15 protein-coding genes are annotated in these 19128 nt (G+C 61.5%); 10 read left to right on the forward strand and 5 right to left on the reverse strand.

Translation table 11 applies throughout. The annotated features are described in order from the left end of the window. Positions 1–46: 46 nt before the first annotated feature. Positions 47–1345, reverse strand: coding sequence for an isocitrate lyase (gene aceA / locus NKT35_RS15835; protein ID WP_254294695.1), 1299 nt, complete (start codon positions 1343–1345; stop codon positions 47–49). 443 nt (positions 1346–1788) lie between these two features. On the opposite strand from aceA, the gene grpE reads away from it, so the two are divergent. The 3 genes from grpE to dnaJ all read left to right on the forward strand — a co-directional run bounded on the left by grpE (position 1789) and on the right by dnaJ (position 5625). Next, positions 1789–2334, forward strand: a complete 546-nt coding sequence (grpE, locus tag NKT35_RS15840) for a nucleotide exchange factor GrpE (protein WP_254294697.1) — start codon at positions 1789–1791, stop codon at positions 2332–2334. 114 nt (positions 2335–2448) lie between these two features. After that, positions 2449–4374, forward strand: coding sequence for a molecular chaperone DnaK (dnaK, locus tag NKT35_RS15845; RefSeq protein WP_254294699.1), 1926 nt, complete (start codon positions 2449–2451; stop codon positions 4372–4374). Between the two features lie 126 nt (positions 4375–4500). Then, a complete protein-coding gene (dnaJ, locus tag NKT35_RS15850; RefSeq protein ID WP_254294701.1) occupies positions 4501–5625 on the forward strand; it encodes a molecular chaperone DnaJ in 1125 nt (374 codons plus the stop codon). 141 nt (positions 5626–5766) lie between these two features. On the opposite strand, the gene NKT35_RS15855 is transcribed toward dnaJ, so the two are convergent. Then, entirely contained in the window at positions 5767–6837 is a 1071-nt protein-coding gene (locus NKT35_RS15855; protein WP_254294703.1) for a porin, read from the reverse strand. Positions 6838–7326: 489 nt separating this feature from the next. Continuing rightward, positions 7327–8433 (reverse strand): porin, encoded by a 1107-nt coding sequence (locus NKT35_RS15860; RefSeq protein WP_254294705.1) that lies wholly within the window; start codon positions 8431–8433, stop codon positions 7327–7329. A gap of 425 nt (positions 8434–8858) precedes the next feature. On the opposite strand from NKT35_RS15860, the gene hemB reads away from it, so the two are divergent. From hemB to tdh, 4 genes are all read left to right on the forward strand, one after another. Then, on the forward strand, positions 8859–9866 hold the full coding sequence (gene hemB / locus NKT35_RS15865) for a porphobilinogen synthase (RefSeq protein ID WP_254294707.1): 1008 nt from the start codon (positions 8859–8861) through the stop codon (positions 9864–9866). 69 nt (positions 9867–9935) lie between these two features. Beyond that, entirely contained in the window at positions 9936–10142 is a 207-nt protein-coding gene (locus tag NKT35_RS15870; RefSeq protein WP_254294709.1) for a hypothetical protein, read from the forward strand. A 133-nt stretch (positions 10143–10275) separates the two neighbouring features. Further along, positions 10276–11475 (forward strand): glycine C-acetyltransferase, encoded by a 1200-nt coding sequence (locus tag NKT35_RS15875; RefSeq protein WP_254294711.1) that lies wholly within the window; start codon positions 10276–10278, stop codon positions 11473–11475. A 54-nt stretch (positions 11476–11529) separates the two neighbouring features. After that, positions 11530–12555: an L-threonine 3-dehydrogenase gene (gene tdh / locus NKT35_RS15880; RefSeq protein WP_254294713.1), complete on the forward strand. Its 1026-nt coding sequence runs from the start codon at positions 11530–11532 to the stop codon at positions 12553–12555. A gap of 108 nt (positions 12556–12663) precedes the next feature. On the opposite strand, the gene NKT35_RS15885 is transcribed toward tdh, so the two are convergent. Together NKT35_RS15885 and NKT35_RS15890 are read right to left on the reverse strand one after the other, a co-directional pair. Further along, positions 12664–14196, reverse strand: a complete 1533-nt coding sequence (locus tag NKT35_RS15885) for a methyl-accepting chemotaxis protein (protein WP_254294721.1) — start codon at positions 14194–14196, stop codon at positions 12664–12666. A gap of 86 nt (positions 14197–14282) precedes the next feature. Further along, entirely contained in the window at positions 14283–15932 is a 1650-nt protein-coding gene (locus tag NKT35_RS15890; protein ID WP_305883434.1) for a methyl-accepting chemotaxis protein, read from the reverse strand. A 435-nt stretch (positions 15933–16367) separates the two neighbouring features. On the opposite strand from NKT35_RS15890, the gene hemG reads away from it, so the two are divergent. The 3 genes from hemG (at position 16368) to NKT35_RS15905 (ending at position 19116) form a co-directional block, all read left to right on the forward strand. Further along, complete coding sequence (gene hemG, locus NKT35_RS15895; protein WP_254294723.1) at positions 16368–17654, forward strand: protoporphyrinogen oxidase; 1287 nt, start codon at positions 16368–16370, stop codon at positions 17652–17654. A gap of 77 nt (positions 17655–17731) precedes the next feature. Next, positions 17732–18622: a glycine--tRNA ligase subunit alpha gene (gene glyQ, locus NKT35_RS15900; RefSeq protein WP_254294725.1), complete on the forward strand. Its 891-nt coding sequence runs from the start codon at positions 17732–17734 to the stop codon at positions 18620–18622. A 62-nt stretch (positions 18623–18684) separates the two neighbouring features. Continuing rightward, the gene (locus tag NKT35_RS15905; protein ID WP_505190921.1) at positions 18685–19116 is read left to right on the forward strand and encodes a surface-adhesin E family protein; all 432 of its coding nucleotides are present in this window, start codon (positions 18685–18687) and stop codon (positions 19114–19116) included. The last annotated feature ends 12 nt before the right edge of the window (positions 19117–19128 follow it).

Consider the following 19128-nt stretch of genomic DNA (forward strand, 5'->3'; position numbering starts at 1 on the left):
ATGGCCCGCGGGGTACGCGGGCGGTGTGGTCGCCGCTTGTGGCAGCTTAATGGAACTGTTCTTCTTCCGTGGAGCCGGTCAGCGCGGTGACGCTGGACGCGCCGCCTTGGATCACGGTGGTCACATCGTCGAAGTAGCCGGTGCCCACTTCCTGCTGGTGGGACACGAAGCTGTAGCCGCGGTCGCGCGCGGCGAACTCGGGCTCCTGCACCTTTTCCACGTAGGCGGACATGCCGCGGGCGACGTAGTCCTGCGCCAGGTCGTACATGTTGAACCACATGCTGTGGATGCCGGCCAGGGTGATGAACTGGTACTTGTAGCCCATGGCGCCCAGCTCGCGCTGGAATTTGGCGATGGTGGCGTCGTCCAGGTTCTTCCTCCAGTTGAAGGAGGGCGAACAGTTATAGGCCAAGAGCTTGCCCGGATGCTTGGCGTGGACCGCTTCCGCGAACTTGCGGGCGAATTCCAGATCCGGCGTGCCGGTTTCGCACCATACCAGGTCGGCGTAGTCGGCGTAGGCCACGGCGCGGCTGATGGCTTGCTCCAGACCCTTCTTGGTCTTGTAGAAGCCCTCGGCGGTGCGCTCGCCGGTCAGGAAGGGTTCGTCGTTGGCATCCACATCGCTGGTCAGCAGGTCAGCGGCTTCCGCGTCGGTGCGGGCGATCACCAGCGTCGGCACGCCGTAGACGTCGGCGGCCAGGCGAGCTGCGATCAGCTTCTGGATGGCTTCCTGCGTCGGCACCAGCACCTTGCCGCCCATGTGGCCGCATTTCTTCACCGAGGCCAGCTGGTCTTCGAAGTGCACGCCGGCGGCGCCGGCGCGTATCATCGCCTTCATCAGCTCATAGGCGTTCAGCACGCCGCCGAAGCCGGCTTCCGCGTCCGCCACGATGGGGGCGAAGTAGTCGACATAGCCCTTGTCGCCTTGTTCCAGGCCCTTGGCGTGCTGGATTTCGTCGGCGCGGGTGAAGGCGTTGTTGATGCGCTCCACCACCTTGGGCACCGAATCCACCGGATACAGCGACTGGTCCGGATACATGGCCGAGTATTCGTTGTTGTCGGCGGCGACTTGCCAGCCGGATAGGTAGATGGCCTTGACGCCGGCTTTCACCTGCTGCATGGCTTGGCCGCCGGTCAGCGCGCCCAGACAGTTGATGTAAGGCTCGTTGTTGACCAGATTCCACAGCTTTTCCGCGCCGTGGCGGGCCAGCGAGTGCTCAACTTGCAGCGAGCCGCGCAGGCGTTCGACGTCGGCGGCGGTATAGCCACGCTTGATGCCTTTCCAGCGCGGGTTTTCGTCCCAGTCTTTCTGGATGGCTGCAATGCGTTGTTCGCGAGTCGTCATGTTAGAACCCTTCTCGATACGTTTCTCTGCTCGCCGGCGGGGCCGGCGTCCTCATAGCGTTTTGCGTATCCGGTGTTCCGGATTTTTTTGTCTAAATCAGGCCTTGTCGGCTCGGATTTATCGGCCGCGGCCCGGCGCGCGGTTGGCGCCGCCGGAGCGGCTTGCTCCTTGGTGTGAGCCCATTATAAGCACAAAAAAAACGGCTTGTGTGCGGTGCAGCAGAGAAAAAAGCCAGTGTTTTCATTAGTTAACAATCCGGCTATTTAAACGAATCGATAAGCCGCTGGAAATGTTGTCATTGCGAAAAAATGACAGCTTGAATGTGCGCATTGCGGATTTTTCGCTTCAGATCAAGATTGACGAATCAGGGCTTGAAATCGAGCCAAAAGGCCCTACCTAGCGTCTGGACATCGATTTAGCCGGTGCAATTCCGAGGAAACGTCATGCAAGAAAATCAAAACCCGACGGCAGAAGCCGTAGAAAACGAAGTGACCGATACCGCCAGCGCGGCGCATACCGAGCTGGAGCAAACCCCTGAGCAGCATATCGCCGGGCTGGAAGCCGAAATCGCCGAACTGAACGACACCCTGCTGCGCGCCCGCGCCGAGCTGGAAAACCAGCGCCGCCGCGCGCAGGACGAGGTGGCGGCCGCGCATAAATATGCGATCGGCAAATTCGCGGCCGAGTTGGTGACGGTGAAGGATTACCTGGAAATGGCGCTGCTGGACCAGAGCGGCCAGATCGACACGCTGAAGATGGGCGTGGACATGACGCTGAAGCAGCTGGTCTCCGCTTTCGAAAAGGCCCAGATCAAGGACATCGCGCCCAAGGCCGGCGACAAGCTGGACCCGCACCAGCATCAGGCGATGAGCGCGGAAGAGTCCGACGCCGAGCCGAACACCGTGGTGCGCGTGATGCAGAAGGGCTATCTGCTGGCCGACCGCGTGCTGCGTCCGGCCATGGTGGTGGTAGCCAAGGCCAAAGCATAAAAAAGGCGGATGCCGCCCTCTTGAAAAGCGCGGCATAGCCAATATTTATTGAGACAACAGGTTCTGACTATCAGACAAGTCAAAGCCGGAACGAATAGAGAAAAGGAATACATCATGGGTAAAATCATCGGTATCGACCTGGGCACCACCAACTCCTGCGTAGCAGTCGTAGAAGGCGGCAATCCGAAGGTTATCGAAAACGCCGAAGGCAACCGCACCACCCCGTCCATCATCGCTTATGTGGAAGACGGCGAAATCCTGGTGGGCGCGCCGGCCAAGCGCCAGGCCGTGACCAATCCGAAGAACACCATCTACGCCGCCAAGCGCCTGATCGGCCGCCGCTTCGAAGACAAGGAAGTGCAGAAGGACATCGACCTGATGCCTTTCGAAATCCTCAAGGCCAAGAACGGCGACGCCTGGGTGAAAGTGCGCGAGCAGGAACTGGCTCCGCCGCAAATTTCCGCAGAAGTGCTGCGCAAGATGAAGAAGGCCGCCGAAGACTACCTGGGCGAAGAAGTGACCGAAGCCGTGATCACCGTGCCGGCCTACTTCAACGACAGCCAGCGCCAAGCCACCAAGGACGCCGGCCGCATCGCCGGCCTGGAAGTGAAGCGCATCATCAACGAGCCGACCGCGGCCGCGCTGGCCTTCGGCCTGGCCAAGCAGGAAGGCGACCGCAAGATCGCGGTATACGACCTGGGCGGCGGCACTTTCGACGTGTCCATCATTGAAATCGCCGACGTGGACGGCGAGCACCAGTTCGAAGTGCTGTCGACCAACGGCGACACCTTCCTGGGCGGCGAAGACTTCGACCAGCGCGTGATCGACTACATCGTCACCGAGTTCAAGAAGGAGCAAGGCGTCGACCTGAAGAAGGACGTGATGGCGCTGCAACGCCTGAAGGAAGCCGCTGAAAAGGCCAAGATCGAGCTGTCCTCGGCCACCCAGACCGAAGTGAACCTGCCGTATATCACCATGGACGCCACCGGTCCGAAGCACCTGGCGATGAAGATCACCCGCGCCAAGTTCGAAAGCCTGGTCGACGACCTGATCACCCGCTCCATCGAGCCGTGCCGCGTGGCCCTGAAGGACGCCGGCGTATCGCTGTCCGACATCACCGACGTGATCCTGGTCGGCGGCCAAACCCGCATGCCCAAGGTGCAGGACGCGGTCAAGGAATTCTTCGGCAAGGAACCGCGCAAGGACGTGAACCCGGACGAAGCCGTGGCCGTGGGCGCCGCCATCCAGGGCTCCGTGCTGTCGGGCGACCGCAAGGACGTGCTGCTGCTGGACGTGACTCCGCTGTCGCTGGGCATCGAAACCCTGGGCGGCGTGATGACCAAGCTGATCCAGAAGAACACCACCATCCCGACCAAGGCCTCGCAAACCTTCTCCACCGCCGACGATAACCAAACGGCCGTGACCATTCACGTGCTGCAAGGCGAGCGTGAAAAGGCTGCCGCCAACAAGTCGCTGGGCCAGTTCAATCTGGGCGACATCCCGCCGGCGCCGCGCGGCATTCCGCAGATCGAGGTTGAGTTCAACATCGACGCCAACGGCATCCTGCACGTGTCCGCCAAGGACAAGGCTTCCGGCAAGCAAGCCAACATCACCATCCAGGCTTCCTCGGGTCTGTCCGAAGCCGAGATCGAGCGCATGGTGAAGGACGCCGAAGCCAACGCCGAAGAAGACAAGAAGCTGCACGAGCTGGTGACCGCGCGCAACCACGCCGAAGGCCTGATCCACAGCATCAAGAAGTCCCTGTCCGAGCATGGCGACAAGATCGGCGCCGACGAAAAGGCCAAGATCGAAGACGCCATCAAGGCGGCTGAGGAAGTGGTGAAGAGCGACGACAAGGAAGCCATCGAAGCCAAGGCCGAAGAACTGGCCAAGGCCAGCCAGAAGCTGGGCGAGATCATGTACGCTCAAGCCGCTCAGGCTGAAGGCGGCGCCGAGGGCGCGCAAGCCGCCGCCGGCGACAAGAAGGACGACGGCAACGTAGTGGACGCCGAATTCGAAGAAGTGAAAGACAAGAAGTAAGCTGCGGTCTTCATAGATCGAGGCACAGGGAATGGGGGAGGCGTCTCCGCCGGCCTCTGTGCCTTTGCCGTATCAAGACGAGCGATTGTGCGGAGCGATTCCGGACAATTCTGAAAGCGAATGACAATGTCGAAAAAAGATTTCTACGATGTGCTGGGCGTCAATCGCGATGCGTCCGACGACGACATCAAGAAGGCCTATCGCAAACTGGCGATGAAGTACCATCCGGACCGCAATCCGGACAGCAAGGAAGCCGAAGACAAGTTCAAGGAGGTGAAAGAAGCCTACGAGATCCTGTCGGATAGCCAAAAACGCAGCGCTTACGATCAGTTCGGCCATGCCGGCGTCGATCAGCAAGCCGGCGCGGGCGGCGGCCAGGGCTTTGGCGGCTTTGGCGATTTCGCCGACATCTTCAGCGACATCTTCGGCGGCGGCCGGGGCGGTCAAGGCGGCGGGCGTTCCAACGTCTATCGCGGCGCCGACCTGCGCTACAACATGGAGATTTCGCTGGAAGAGGCGGCGCGCGGCTGCGAGAAGCAGATCCGCATCCCCTCGCACGAATCCTGCGCCACCTGCAGCGGCACCGGCGCCAAGCCGGGCACGTCGCCCAAGACCTGCTCCACCTGCGGCGGCCACGGCCAGGTGCGGATGAGCCAGGGCTTCTTCTCCATCCAGCAGACCTGCCCGACCTGCCACGGCAGCGGCAAGCAGATCACCGATCCGTGCACCAGCTGCCACGGCGCGGGCCAGAAGAAGACCACCAAGACGCTGAACGTGAAGATTCCGGCCGGCGTGGACGAGGGCGACCGCATCCGCCTGGCGGGCGAAGGCGAACCGGGCCAGAACGGCGGTCCGGCCGGCGATCTGTATGTGGTGACGCATATCAAGCAGCACGCGGTGTTCCAGCGCGATGGCATGGATCTGCATTGCGAGATGCCGATCTCCTTCGCCATCGCTGCCTTGGGCGGCGAAGTGGAAATCCCGACGCTGGACGGCATGGCCAAGGTGAAGATCGCGGCTGAAACCCAGAGCGGCCGGGTGTACCGTCTGCGCGGCAAGGGCGTGAAGGCCGTGCGCGGCGCCGAGTACGGCGATCTGCATTGCCATGTGATCGTCGAGACACCGGTCAATCTGACCGAGCGCCAGAAAGAGCTGCTGCGCGAGTTCGAGTCCATCAGCCAGGGTGATGTGGCCACGCACAATCCGCGTTCCAAATCCTTCATGGACAAGCTGCGAGACTTCTTCGAATAATCGAAGCCTGTCTTTTCAGTCAAACGCCAGCCGGTTTACGCCGAGCTGGCGTTTTTCATGCTCTTTGAATTTTATTGTTCCAAGCAAAACAGCCGCCCTTGCGGGCGGCTGTCTGCACATTCCAGAAACCGGGACGACTGCTTAGAAGTTGTGCTTCATCATCGCCCAAGCCAGGGAAGACGTGTCTTGCGAGTGCTTGGCAATCGCTTGAGCGTCCTTATTCTCCTTCAGCTGGCCGTAGCCGACTTGCACCAGGGTGCGCTTGCTGACGGTGTAGTCCAGCGCGGCGGCCCATTGCTTGGCGCCGAGATCATAGCGCACGCCGTCGATCTTGGCGTTGCCGCGCTGCGAGTACACGACGGACGGTTTGAAGTTGCCGAAGCTGTACGCGGCGTTGATGGCCCAGGTGGTGTTTTCAACCTTGTTGCCGCCCGTGGCCGGAACAGGCGTCAGCGCCAGGCCGCTAGCGTCGCCATAGGTGGTCAGCCACTGATAGCTGGCCGCCAAGTACAGGTTGTTGGCGTTGTAGCCGCCTTCCAGGCGATTGGTGGAGCTGTTGCTGCCTGCTTTGGTATTCAGTTGCGTAGCATTGGCGATGGCGCCGAAGAAGCCGGAATTCTGATAGGCCAGACGCACGCCGTATTGCTCGCCTTGCTTCATTTTGCCGGCGGCTTGGTTTTCGCCCGCGCCGTATTGCAGGGTGGCGTTAAAGCCGGCCAGATCCGGGCTGTCGTAGCGGATGCTGTTCTTGAAGCGGGCATCGCCGTAGGAGAACAGGTCGCCCTGTTCGTACAGCGGGAAGTTGGTGCTCATGCCGTCGCGGCGGGGGCCGTACAGGTTGTCGGTCGCTTCGGTGTCGGCCAGCACATCATCCAGATAGCCGACGCGCAGCTTGCCGAATGCGCCTTCCACGCCGACGAAGGTTTGGCGGTTGGCCAGCGTGCCGGAAGCGGTGCTGCTGCCGATCACGCCATCCATGGCGAAGCCGTTTTCAACTTGCCAGATGGCTTTCAGGCCATTGCCAAGGTCTTCGCTGCCCTTGAAGCCGATGCGGCTGCCGAAATCGTCGACGCCGAAGGTGTTGGAGTAGTTGTTGGCGCTGTTCTTGGTCATGGAAACGCCGGCGCGCAGAGAGCCGTAGAGCGTCACATCAGCTTGAGCGAGTGCGGGGACGGCGGCAGCCAGCGCTGCGAACAGAATGGTTTTTTTCATTTTCTCTAGAAATCCTTTGTTGAGGCCTGCCTGTGGCATTTCTTGCGACGGTTGCTGTTTTTATTCCGTCCGTATTGGCTAGCCGAGTGTCCGTTGCGGCTTGGTTTTTCGTCAAGAAACATTTGTTAACAGGCAAATTTAAATAGCACAACAATGCTGTTTCGCAATGTTTTTGTTTGTCATAGTCCAATGTAATTGGTATTAATAATCATGAATTTGCAGTGATGAGTTGCAAGAATGGAATGGCTTTCATCACGGATGGCATGTTTGTTTTGGTTGCCAATATTTATTTTAAATATTATTTCCTTGTTGTTTTTTTGCTAATTTGTTGCTTAGCAGCAAAGAGAATTTATTTTGAATAATGGTAAGGTCGTTTGACTTTATTTTAGTGAATCGCCCCAAATTCATATTTAAATTGAATGGAATTGCGCTGGGGGATGCAAAACGCCGCCTGAAAAGGCGGCGTGTCAGGGGGCGGATCCAGCCTTTTTAGAAGCTGTGCTTGATCATGGCCCAGTAGCTGGATGCGGTGGTGTCGGTCCAGGCGAAGGCCTTGCGCGCGCCTTCGCCCTGCTTGATCTGACCAAAGCCCGCGCGCAGCAGCGTGGCTTTGCTGGCCTTGTAGTCCAAGGCCAGCGCCCATTGATTGGCGCTGCTGTTTTCGATGCGCGCGCCGTCCACCTTGGCGTCGCCGCGGCGGGAGAACATCGCCCACGGCGTGTAATTGCCTATGGTGTAGCCGGCGTTCAGCGCCCAGTCATGGTTCTGCAGATGGTTGCGGCCGCTCGGCGCGATGCCGGTGCTGGCGACGCCGGGCAGTATCAGCTTGCCCTCTTTTTTGGCCCAGGCATCGCCCCAGAAATCGACATCCTGATAAGTCGCGGCCAAGTAGAGGTTGTTGGCGTCGTAGCCGAATTGCAGGCGGTTGATCACGCTATTGTGATCGGCCACGGTGTTCAACTTGTTGGCGTAAGCCCAGGCGCCGAAGAAGCCGGCGCGCTTGTATTCCAGGCGGCTGGACCAGAAGTTGTCCTGCTTCATCTGGCCGGCGGCCTGCTTTTCTCCGGCGCCATATTGCAGCGCCAGGTTGAAGCCGGCGTAATCGGCGCTGTCGAAGCGCACGCTGTTCTTGAAGCGGCCATCGCCGTAGCTGCCGAACAATTCGGTTTTTTCGTACAGCGGGAACATGGCCATGGTGTAGTCGCGGCGCGGCGCGGTCAGTTTGTCCGTCGCTTCCGTATCGGACAGGATGTCGGTGACGTGGCCGATGCGGATCTTGCCGAAATTGCCTTGCACGCCGAGGAAGCTTTCGCGATTGGCCAGGATGCCGGAGCCGGTGCCGGTATCCGGCATGCCGTCCACGTGGAAGCCCGTTTCCACCTGCCAGATGCCTTTCAGGCCATTGCCGAGGTCGTCGCCGCCCTTGAAGCCGATGCGGCTGCCATAGTCGTCCACGCCGAAAGTGGAGCGGAAGTTGTTGGGATTGTCCTTCACCACCGAGAGGCCGGCGCGGATGGAGCCGTAGATGGAAACTTCGGCCTGAGCGAGAGCCGGGAGCATTGCGGCGGAGCAGGCCGCCAATATCATTTTTTTCATGCCACTACATTCCTTTGCTATCCAAAACAGCCGACAGGCTGGCCGCGCGCCGTCTAAGCGGGCTGCGAGGCGGCGCCAGTTTGTAGAGCTTGGGAATGACGGTCAAGAAACATTTGTTAACAATATGATGTAATTATAAATGCGCTTAATTGCTACCTATTATTGTCGGACAGTGCGTGAATCTGGCGCTTTGTGGGATTCTTGTAAATTCAAGCATGGATAAAATTTCAAATGAAGAGATATCCTTGGTCATAATATGCTTTTATGTCGAATGGGAATTGCGGCGGTGCGGCATGAATGTTGCAAAAATGTTTCGCGCTGAATTTACGCATCGGTAGCGCCGCGCGATTGCATCCCGCTTGGCTCTGCCGATGCGAGCGGAATCGGCGTACAATTGCCCCTGTCTTTTTGGGGGTATTGCCGTCATGATTTTTGCAAATCGCTTTTTCCCTGCGGCCCGTCTGCGCCGCATGCGTTCCGATGATTTTTCCCGCCGCCTGATGCGCGAGAACGTGCTCACCGCCAACGATCTGATCTATCCGGTGTTTGTGATGGAAGGCAGCAACCAGGTGCTGGAAGTGTCGTCCATGCCGGGCGCGCCGCGCCAGACGCTGGACAAGCTGCTCTATACCGCCGAAGAGGCCTTGAAGCTGGGCATCCCGATGCTGTCGCTGTTCCCGGTGATCACCGAGGGCAAGGACAACGAGGCGCGCGAAGCCTACAACCCGGATGGCCTGGTGCCGCGCGTGGTGCGCGAACTGAAGAAGCGTTTCCCGGAATTGGGCGTGATGACCGACGGCGCGCTGGACCCGTATACCATCCATGGCCAGGACGGGCTGATAGACAACAAGGGCTATGTGCTCAACGACGAAACCATCGAGGTGCTGGTCAAGCAGGGCTTGTGCCACGCCGAGGCCGGCGTGGATGTGTTCGGCCCGTCGGACATGATGGATGGCCGCATCGCCTCCATCCGCGAAGCTTTTGAAGAAGAAGGCTATCGCAATACCAAGATTCTGGCTTACTCCGCCAAATACGCCTCCGCCTTCTATGGCCCGTTCCGCGACGCGTTGGGCTCGGCCGCCAATCTGGGCAAGGCCGACAAGAGCACCTATCAGATGGACCCGGCCAATCTGGACGAAGCCATCCAGGAAGTGGCGCAAGATCTGGAAGAGGGCGCCGACATGGTGATGATCAAGCCGGGCATGCCGTACCTGGATGTGATCCGCCGCGTCAAGGATACCTTTCATGTGCCGACTTTCGCTTACCAAGTGTCCGGCGAGTACGCCATGCTGAAGGCGGCCTTCCAGAACGGCTGGCTGGACGAAGAGAAATGCGTGCTGGAAAGCCTGCTGGCCTTCAAGCGCGCCGGGGCCGACGGCATCCTGACTTATTTCGCGATGGATGCCGCTCGCCTGTTGCGCCAGCGCGGCTAAAATAATGATGTGCCCACGCCCCTTTCCGCAGCCGCGGCGAGGGGCGTTTTGCATGGCGGGGAGACAATAATGGATGTATTGCATGCCACTTGGTTCTGGGTCGTGATCATCGTCGCGCCGGCGCTGGCGGTGGTGGGGACGCTGGCACGTCTGGCCAGGCGCGAGCCGCCGATCAAACTGCCGCCGGGCGTGCGGGCGCAGGCGTGGGATGACGAAGAAGAGGACGCGCCGTCCGGCGAAACCGGCAACGGTGACAGAGAGGTTGCAAAACACTGACAACTGTCACTGCTGAAGCGCCAAGGGAAGGGCTAGAATGGCGACAGTTATCAGAGCGCGCCGATTCGCACGGCGGCGCGCAGCGCCTGAGGCCGCGGGTTCGATTCCCGCCGCCGCCATCCAAAGGACTGTCATGAACCATACTTATCTGGCCCACCTGGAGGCCACCCTGGCGCAGATCCGCGCCGACGGTTTCGAGAAACCGGAACGCGTGATCGCCACGCCGCAAAGCGCCGGCATCGCCCTGAAGAGCGGCGAACAGGTGCTAAACTTCTGCGCCAACAACTATCTGGGCCTGGCCGACGATGCCCGCCTGGTGCAAGCGGCCAAGGATGGCATGGACCGTTACGGTTACGGCTGCGCGTCGGTGCGCTTCATCTGCGGCACCCAGTCCGTGCACAAGGATCTGGAACAGGCGATTTCCGATTTCCTCGGCACAGACGACACCATTCTGTATTCCAGCTGTTTCGACGCCAACGGCGGCGTGTTCGAAACCCTGCTGACCGAAGAAGACGCGGTGATTTCCGATGAGCTGAACCACGCCTCCATCATCGACGGCGTGCGTCTGTCCAAGGCCAAGCGTTTCCGCTACAAGAACAACGATATGGCCGATCTGGAAGCGCAGCTGCAAGCGGCCGAAGCGGCCGGCGCGCGCTTCAAGCTGATCGTCACCGACGGCGTGTTTTCGATGGACGGCATCATCGCCGACTTGAAAACGCTGTGCGAAGTAGCCGACCGCCACGGCGCCATCGTGATGGTGGATGATTCCCACGCCGTGGGCTTCATCGGCGAAAGCGGCGCCGGCACGCCCGAGCAGTGCGGCGTGGCTGATCGCATCGACATCTACACCGGCACCCTGGGCAAGGCGCTGGGCGGCGCATCCGGCGGCTACGTCTCCGGCCGCAAGCCCATCATCGACTTGCTGCGCCAGCGTTCGCGTCCCTATCTGTTCTCCAACACCCTGGCCCCGGCCATCGCCGCCGCCAGCATCGAGGTGTTGAAGATCCTGAAGGGCGGCGAAGGCGCGGAGTTGCGCGCCAAGGTGCGCCGCAACGCCGAGCTGTTCCGCCAGGAAATGTCCGCAGCCGGCTTTACACTGGTGCCGGGCCAGCATCCCATCATCCCGGTGATGCTGGGCGATGCCCGCCTGGCCGGCGAAATGGCCGCCAAGCTGCTGGCCGAGGGCGTGTACGTGATCGGCTTCTCCTTCCCGGTGGTGCCCAAGGGCAAGGCGCGCATCCGCACCCAGATGTCCGCCGCGCACAGCGAGGAGCAGGTGAAGAAGGCCGTGGCCGCCTTCATCAAGGTAGGCCGCGAACTGGGCGTAATCTGATTTGACCGCATGACAGGCCGCGCGGCCATCCGCGCGGCTATCAAGGATAGAGACATGAAGGCGCTTGCCAAGCTGAAGGCCGCTCCCGGCCTGGAAATGACCGACGTTCCGCTGCCGGAAGTCGGCCACAACGATCTGTTGATCAAAATCACTAAGACCGCCATCTGCGGCACCGACATTCACATCTGGAACTGGGACGAGTGGTCGCAGAAGACCATCCCGGTGCCTATGCATGTCGGCCATGAGTACGTCGGCGTCGTCGCCGGCATGGGTTCGGAAGTGCAGGGCTTCCAGATCGGCCAGCGCGTGTCCGGCGAAGGCCACATCACTTGCGGCCATTGCCGCAACTGCCGCGCCGGCCGCCGCCACCTGTGCCGCAACACCACCGGCGTGGGTGTCAACCGCGAAGGCGCGTTCGCCGAATACCTGGTGATCCCGGCCTTCAACGCCTTCCCGATCCCGGATGACATCTCCGACGATCTGGCTTCCATCTTCGACCCGTTCGGCAACGCCGTGCACACCGCGCTGAGCTTCAACCTGGTGGGCGAGGATGTGCTGATCACCGGCGCCGGCCCGATCGGCATCATGGCGGTGGCCATCGCCAAACACGTCGGCGCGCGCCACGTGGTGATCACCGATGTCAACGATTATCGGCTGGAACTGGCGAAGAAAATGGGCGCCACCCGCGCCGTCAACGTCGCCAAGCAGGACCTGAAGGAAGTCATGCAGGAATTGGGCATGACCGAAGGTTTCGACGTCGGCCTGGAAATGTCCGGCAATCCGCAAGCCTTCCGCCAGATGCTGGAAACGATGAACCACGGCGGCAAGGTGGCCTTGCTCGGCATTCCGCCGTCCAACACCGCCATCGACTGGAACCAGGTGATCTTCAAGGGCCTGGAGATCAAGGGCATCTACGGCCGCGAAATGTTCGAGACCTGGTACAAGATGGTGGCGCTGATCCAATCCGGCCTCGACATCAAGCCCATCATCACCCATCACTTCAAGGTGGACGAGTTCGAAGCCGGCTTCGCCGCCATGCTGTCCGGCCAAAGCGGCAAGGTGATCCTGGACTGGAGCTGAGCGTCGCAGGGCAGAAGCCCGGCTAGCCGGGCGTTCTGCCTCGTCTGGCGTCATCGGCGCTGGCTAGGCTGACAGCGAAGCAGGCGGCTCGGGAACGAGCCGCTTTTTTCATGCGGTTTTGAAATAGGCGATCATCTGCCGCAGCCGCGCCGCCTGATCGTTCAGTTGCTCCGAGGCGGATGACAGCTGTTCCGATGTCGAGGCATTCATCTGCGTCGCCAGCGAAAGCTGGCTGACCGCGGTATTGATCTGTTGCAGGCCTTCGCTTTGCTCTTGCGAGGCCAGCGAGATTTCCTGCACCAATTGGGCGGTTTTGTGGATGGAGGGCAAAAGTTGCCCCAACATGGCGCCGGCGCGCTCGGCGCGTTCCACGCCATCGCCAGTCAGGCGGCCGATTTCGCGGGCGGCCTCCTGGCTGTGTTCGGCCAGCTTGCGCACCTGGGACGCCACCACGGTGAATCCCCGCCCTTGTTCGCCGGCGCGCGCGGCCTCTATCGATGCATTGAGCGCCAGCAGATTGGTCTGGTAGGCGATATCGTCTATCACGTCGATTTTCTGGGCGATGTCCTGAATGGTTTGCACCGCCTGGCTGACGGCGTCGCCGCCTTCGCCGGCATTTTGCGCGGCCTGGCCCGCCATCGAATCCGTCATGGCGGCGTTTTCCGAATTGTGCGCCACCATGGACGCGATCTGCTCCACCGAGGCGCTGGTTTCCTCCAGGCTGGCGGCCTGCTGCGAGGCGCTCTGGCTCAGCGCGTGGGCGGAGGCGGACACTTCGGCGGCGCTCATCCCCAGCTGGCCGGCGTTCAGATTCAGTTCCTCCACCACGCCGGTGAGTTTGTCCACCATGGTCTGCATGGCGCGCAGCACGCTGCGCTCATCGCCGGCGCGCAGGGCCACTTTGACGCACAGGTCGCCGGCGGCGACGCGGGCGGCGACGGCGGCGACCTCGGCGGGTTCTCCACCTATCTGGCGCATCAGCGCCATGCCGGTCAGGGCGATGACGGCGATCAGGGCCAGCATGCCGATGGCGGTGGCGATCAGAAACAGATTGCGGGCTTGGGTATAGCTTTGGCGAGTGTCGGCGATTTGTTCCTGCAATAGCTGTTCGAAGTCTGCGCGCACGGTTTCGCTGGCGCGCAGCAGCTGCTCGGTCATGTCGCGGTCTATGCCGCGCACCTGCTGGTCCACCTTCTGGCCGGACAGCCGGTCTTCCACGCGAAAATCCGCCAGCGCATTGCGGTAGCGCCGTTCCAGTTGGCGGAGGGTGTCGGCCAGCGCCAGCAGGCGAGAGGCGTCTTCGCCGCCGGCCTGCAGATCGTAGACCGCCTGGGCAAGCTGGCTTTGCACGACGCGGCTTTCATCGTTGAAGGCGGCCAGATAGGCATCGCGGTCCTGGGCGGCATTGCCGCGCAGCAAAATGTCTTTCCAGTCTTGCACCTGGATTTTGAAATGCAGATTGGCCAGCTGAACGCTGCGGTTGATCTGGCTTTGGTGGTTGACGCGCTCCAGTTGGCGCTCCACCGCCTGATCCATGGCCTTGAGCTGGTAAATGCCCGCGCCGGCCAGCAGCAATAGCGTGGCCAGGTTGATCGCCAAAAGGGCAAACAGCCTGGCCTTCATGCTTAAGGTATTCGGCATGGCGGAGCTCTCGTTCGTGGTCGGACTGTTTTGTGTATAGTCCGCCGCGGCGAGTCTGCTTGCGCATGCAGCAAGCTCGCGCCGGATTACAAGGCGAACTGGCTGGTTTGCGCGCGGAGATTTTCCGCCATGCCCGATAAGGATTGCAGGGCCTGAATCAACTGCCGGACCGCCAGATTGTTCTGTTCGCTCATCTGGGCGATGCCCTCCACATTGCCGCCCAGCACTCGGCTGGCTTCGCTTTGCTCCTTCAGCGACAGCGAAATATCGCCTATGGTGTGCACCACCACGCTGGCGCTGTGCTCCAGCCGCATGATGGTTTCGCCGGTCGCCGCCACCAAGGAGGCGCCGTCGCGTGCCTGCTCGCAAGCCTCAGCCATGCTGTCCACCGCGCGCGCGCCTACCGCCTGGATGGCGCTGATCATCGCATCCACCTCGCCCAGCGATTGATTGGTGCGCTCGGCCAGCTTGCGCACTTCGTCGGCCACCACGGCGAAGCCGCGGCCCTGTTCGCCGGCGCGGGCCGCCTCGATGGAGGCGTTCAGCGCCAAGAGATTGGTCTGGTCGGCGATGTCCTTGATCACCTGGACGATGCCGCTGATGCGGCTGGCGTGCAGGTTCAGCTCGGCCAGCTCGCGGCTGCTTTGCTGCACGCTGTCGCGCAGCTTTTCCATGTCCTGGCTGGCGTGGCGGGCCTGCTCGGCGCCTTGCTGCGCCATCTGGCCGGTGGCGTGGCATTGCTCGTGGCCGCGGTTGGAACTGTCGGCGATCTGGCTGACGGCGCTGAGCATTTCCTCCACGGCGGCCGCCATGCTGCCCGCCGCCTCGGTTTGCTGTTCCACCGCGCTGCCGATCTGGCTGGCGCTGCTGCTCATCTGGCTGACGGCTTCGCTGGTGTGCGATACGCCGTCCACCATGCGGCCTATCAGGCTGTGCAGCGTCCGCTGCATGTGATGGACGCTGGCGAGCACGCTGTCGCGATCGCCTTGGCGCAGATGGATGGGGTCGCGCAAGTCGCCGGCGGCGATGGTGCGGCTGATGCGGTTGAGCTCGGCCGGTTCGCAACCGAGCTGGCGCATCAGGTTGCGGCGTATGGCCAAGGCAATGCCGCCGCCGGCCAGCAAGGCCGCCGCGATCAGCGCGATGGCGATCAGGCGGGCTTGCCGGTAGTGGATTTCGGCCGCGGCGAATTCCTGGGCCGCCACTTTTTCCTGCAGTTCGCAAAGCTGTTCGATGACATGCATTACTTGCGCGCCCTCGGAGCTTTGCTCGTCGTACAACTGCTGCTGGATGTCCGCGGCCAGTGCGACGCCCTGCGGCGCGGCCAGCACGCGGTCGTACACCTGCTGGCGGAACAAGGGCATGTGCAGTTCGTAAATGGCGATCAGACGATTCTCGTCATCGGTCATCTGCGTGCTGCGATAGTCGCGCCATTGCTCGTCTATCCAGTTGCGGCCGTTGCGCAGCATGGCCAGCTCCGGCTGGGAGCGGGCGATGCCGTCGGGGCCTTGCTTATAGAGTTCGTTGACCAGTTTCAGCCTTTGCAGGCTGGCGCGGTGCCAGCGAGCGATCTTGCCTAATTGCTCCAGCGGCACCGTGCGGTCCTGATAGACGGTTTGCAGGCGGGCAGTGGTGTCGGACATGCCTTTCAGGCCGATCAGGCCGACCAAGAGTATGAGGAGCGACATCGCGCCCATGATCAGTAGCAGTTGCGTGCTGACTTTCCAGTTCTTCATGTTTGCACCACGGAAAAGATTTATTGCGCGCGCAGCCGCGCACGCCGAGTGCGTGAGCATTGGGCGTGAGGCTGCCTGTCCTGATATGTGAAGGACGGCTTGCTTGGGGCTGCGCGAAAGTGGGCGGCGATGCGCCGCGGATTAACAGGAGCGGGAGGGGGTCAAGGCTTTTCCGGGAGCGGAACCGCGATATTGGTCAGCGCGTGTTTCTGAGCTGTGTGTAGGGGTTGTTTTGCCATGACGGTTCTTTGCCGTTTGTGGGTGTTTAGCCGTTGCCGATTGTAGCGGGTGTAATGTAAATAATTCGTAAAATGTTTGCAATCGAAATATAGATCTTTGGCATATGAAAAACACGGCTTGATTGGCATCAAAGATGGCGCGGTTCTCATCTGGATAATCATCGATATTGAACATGCATTGCGATGGAGGTCCGCCATGATTGCGATAATCGGCGCCGGGGTGTCCGGCTTGTCCTGTGCCTGGTGGCTGCGCGAGCGCGGCGCGCGGGTCACGGTGTTTGAAACAGGAGCGGAGGTGGGCGGCAAGGTGCGCAGCGAAGCCGGCGAGGCGCTGCGCGAAGCGGGGCCGCACACGCTGTTGGCCGATGAGGAATTGCTCGACTGGATGAGGCGTCTGGGCTTGAGTCCCGTTTGGCCGGACCCGGCGGGCGAGGCGAGGCATGTGCTGCTGAATGGGCGATACCGGGCCTTGCCCAGCGGCGCTTTGGGCTTGCTGGGCGGCAATCTGCTCAGTTGGGGCGGCAAGCTGGATCTGCTGCGCGGCATATTGAAGGCGGGCAGCCAGGGCGAGGGCGATTTGAGCCTGGAGGCGTTTTGCCGCGCGCGCTTCGGCGACGAAGCCTTTGTCCGGCTGTTGGAGCCGGCGGTGAACGGCATTTTCGCCGGCGACGCCCGCGAGCTGGTGTTGCGCGAAACCATGCCCGGGCTGGCGGTCGCGGCGGAATCCGGCCGGTCTTTGTGGCGGGGCATGCTGCGAGGCTCTGCGCGCCGCCGCCGTTCTTGCTACTTGTCCGGCGGCTTGCAGCAATTGCCGCGCCGGCTGGCGCGCGACCTGGATGTCCGCCTGAATGCCGAGGTGACGGCGTTGCGGCGCGATGGCGAAGGCTGGCTGCTGCGGACGGGCGGGCGCTGGGAGCAGGCCGAGCAGGTCGTGTTGGCCTTGCCGGCCAAGGCCGCCGCCGCCTTGCTGCACCCTTTGCGCCCGGAGGTGGCGGATATCTGCCGGCGCATTCCTTACGCGGCGATGGCGGTGGTGTCCACGCTGCTGGAGGACGATGCGCTGGAAAAACCGTTGCCGGGGGCGGGGGCCTTGCATCCTAGCGCGGAAGAGAGCGTGGCCCTGGGGCACCTGCTGGTCAGCAATAGTTATCCCGAAGTGTGCGACAAGGGCTACCGGCTGATGAGCAGCTTCATCGGCGGCCGCCGCCATCCGGAAAGGCTGGAATGGCCGGACGAGAGGCTGCTGGCGGAATTGAACCGGGAGCTGGAAGAACGCTTCGGCCTGCGCGGATCGCCGGCGGAGCAGCGCGTGGTGCGCTGGCGCGAGGCCCTGCCGCAGGGCACGGCTCTGCAGGGGCGTCTGCGCTCGGCCTTGGCGCCCTTGCAGGCCAAGGGTTTGCATGTCTGCGCCAACTGGCTGGACGGGGTGTCGCTGGCCGATTGTTTGCGCAAGGGCAGGAAATTGGCCGAACAATTGGCCTGAGCGGGGCGGTTCGGCTTTGCGGGAGCGGCGGCAGGCGGTAGAATCGACGTTTATTTGTCCATTTTATCGTCACGTTTATGCTTACCTTCCAGGAAATCATTCTCAAGCTCCAGCACTACTGGAACCGCCAGGGCTGCGTGCTCCTGCAGCCGTACGACACCGAGGTGGGCGCGGGCACTTCGCATACCGCCACCTTCCTGCGCGCGCTGGGGCCGGAGCCTTGGAACGCCGCTTACGTGCAGCCCAGCCGCCGTCCCAAGGATGGCCGCTACGGCGAGAACCCGAACCGCCTGTTCCAGCACCACCAGTTCCAGGTGGTGCTCAAGCCGTCCCCGTCCAATATCCAGGAACTGTATCTGGGCTCGCTGCAAGAGCTGGGCCTGGACCCGACGGTGCAAGACATCCGCTTTGTCGAAGACAACTGGGAAAACCCGACGCTGGGCGCCTGGGGCCTGGGTTGGGAAGTGTGGCTGAACGGCATGGAAGTGACGCAGTTCACTTACTTCCAGCAAGTGGGCGGCCTGGACTGCAAGCCGGTGCTGGGCGAGATCACCTATGGCCTGGAGCGCCTGGCCATGTACCTGCAGGGCGTGGAAAACGTCTACGACCTGATCTGGACCCATCTGCCGGACGGCCAGCCGGTCACCTACGGCAATGTGTTCTATCAGAACGAAGTGGAGCAATCCAAGTACGCCTTCGAGCACAGCAATGTCGAGCTGCTGTTCCGCCAGTTCAACGATTACGAAGCCGAGGCGCAGAAGCTGCTGGAAGCCTGCCTGCCGCTGCCGGCTTATGAAATGATCCTGAAGGCGGGCCACACCTTCAACCTGCTGGACGCGCGCGGCTCCATCTCGGTGACCGAACGCGCCGCCTACATCGGCCGCATCCGCAATCTGTCGCGCGGCGTGGCGCAAGCCTATTACGACGCGCGCGAGGCTTTGGGCTTCCCGATGTGCCGCAAGGATTGATGGTTGGCGATCGCCTATGCTGTTAGGGTCGGCATGAGCCGGCCCGACCGATGGGAGCGAGGATGAGAGCCTGTTTGGCGATGTTGTGCATGGCTAGCCTGTCCGCCTGGGCGGAGCAGCCTGCCGATTGGGTGGTTTACCAGAACGGCAGCCAGCTGCAGCTGGCGATAGACGGCAACTCGCTATGGCTGGGCAAGGATGGCCTGGTGCATTTCATCAACCAGGAGCGCTTTGCCAAGCAGCAATACGAAAAACCGTACAAACTGCATTTTTATATCCGCCGCACCGTCGGTTACGCCGATTGCAAGCAATACCAGTATGTGTTTGTCAGTTCCGCTTATTTCGACAAGAACAACAAGCACGTTTTTTCCACGATGTTTCCGGTGCCTCGCTATGCCTGGAAGTGGCAGCCGGTGGCCGAAGACTCGGTCGCCCACTCCATGATGAAGGTGATCTGCGAGGCGGCCGGAGCCGCGGCTCAAATATCCAACTGAATTGAATAGATA

The organism is Chromobacterium sp. IIBBL 290-4 (assembly GCF_024207115.1).
Classification (GTDB): Bacteria; Pseudomonadota; Gammaproteobacteria; order Burkholderiales; family Chromobacteriaceae; genus Chromobacterium.

What these genes read in the sequence shown, in the direction of transcription:
- aceA (WP_254294695.1), bottom strand. Translation starts at nt 1,345, where the DNA reads ATGACGACTCGCGAACAACGCATTGCAGCCATCCAGAAAGACTGGGAC.
- grpE (WP_254294697.1), top strand. Translation starts at nt 1,789, where the DNA reads ATGCAAGAAAATCAAAACCCGACGGCAGAAGCCGTAGAAAACGAAGTG.
- dnaK (WP_254294699.1), top strand. Translation starts at nt 2,449, where the DNA reads ATGGGTAAAATCATCGGTATCGACCTGGGCACCACCAACTCCTGCGTA.
- dnaJ (WP_254294701.1), top strand. Translation starts at nt 4,501, where the DNA reads ATGTCGAAAAAAGATTTCTACGATGTGCTGGGCGTCAATCGCGATGCG.
- NKT35_RS15855 (WP_254294703.1), bottom strand. Translation starts at nt 6,837, where the DNA reads ATGAAAAAAACCATTCTGTTCGCAGCGCTGGCTGCCGCCGTCCCCGCA.
- NKT35_RS15860 (WP_254294705.1), bottom strand. Translation starts at nt 8,433, where the DNA reads ATGAAAAAAATGATATTGGCGGCCTGCTCCGCCGCAATGCTCCCGGCT.
- hemB (WP_254294707.1), top strand. Translation starts at nt 8,859, where the DNA reads ATGATTTTTGCAAATCGCTTTTTCCCTGCGGCCCGTCTGCGCCGCATG.
- NKT35_RS15870 (WP_254294709.1), top strand. Translation starts at nt 9,936, where the DNA reads ATGGATGTATTGCATGCCACTTGGTTCTGGGTCGTGATCATCGTCGCG.
- NKT35_RS15875 (WP_254294711.1), top strand. Translation starts at nt 10,276, where the DNA reads ATGAACCATACTTATCTGGCCCACCTGGAGGCCACCCTGGCGCAGATC.
- tdh (WP_254294713.1), top strand. Translation starts at nt 11,530, where the DNA reads ATGAAGGCGCTTGCCAAGCTGAAGGCCGCTCCCGGCCTGGAAATGACC.
- NKT35_RS15885 (WP_254294721.1), bottom strand. Translation starts at nt 14,196, where the DNA reads ATGCCGAATACCTTAAGCATGAAGGCCAGGCTGTTTGCCCTTTTGGCG.
- NKT35_RS15890 (WP_305883434.1), bottom strand. Translation starts at nt 15,932, where the DNA reads ATGAAGAACTGGAAAGTCAGCACGCAACTGCTACTGATCATGGGCGCG.
- hemG (WP_254294723.1), top strand. Translation starts at nt 16,368, where the DNA reads ATGATTGCGATAATCGGCGCCGGGGTGTCCGGCTTGTCCTGTGCCTGG.
- glyQ (WP_254294725.1), top strand. Translation starts at nt 17,732, where the DNA reads ATGCTTACCTTCCAGGAAATCATTCTCAAGCTCCAGCACTACTGGAAC.
- NKT35_RS15905 (WP_505190921.1), top strand. Translation starts at nt 18,685, where the DNA reads ATGAGAGCCTGTTTGGCGATGTTGTGCATGGCTAGCCTGTCCGCCTGG.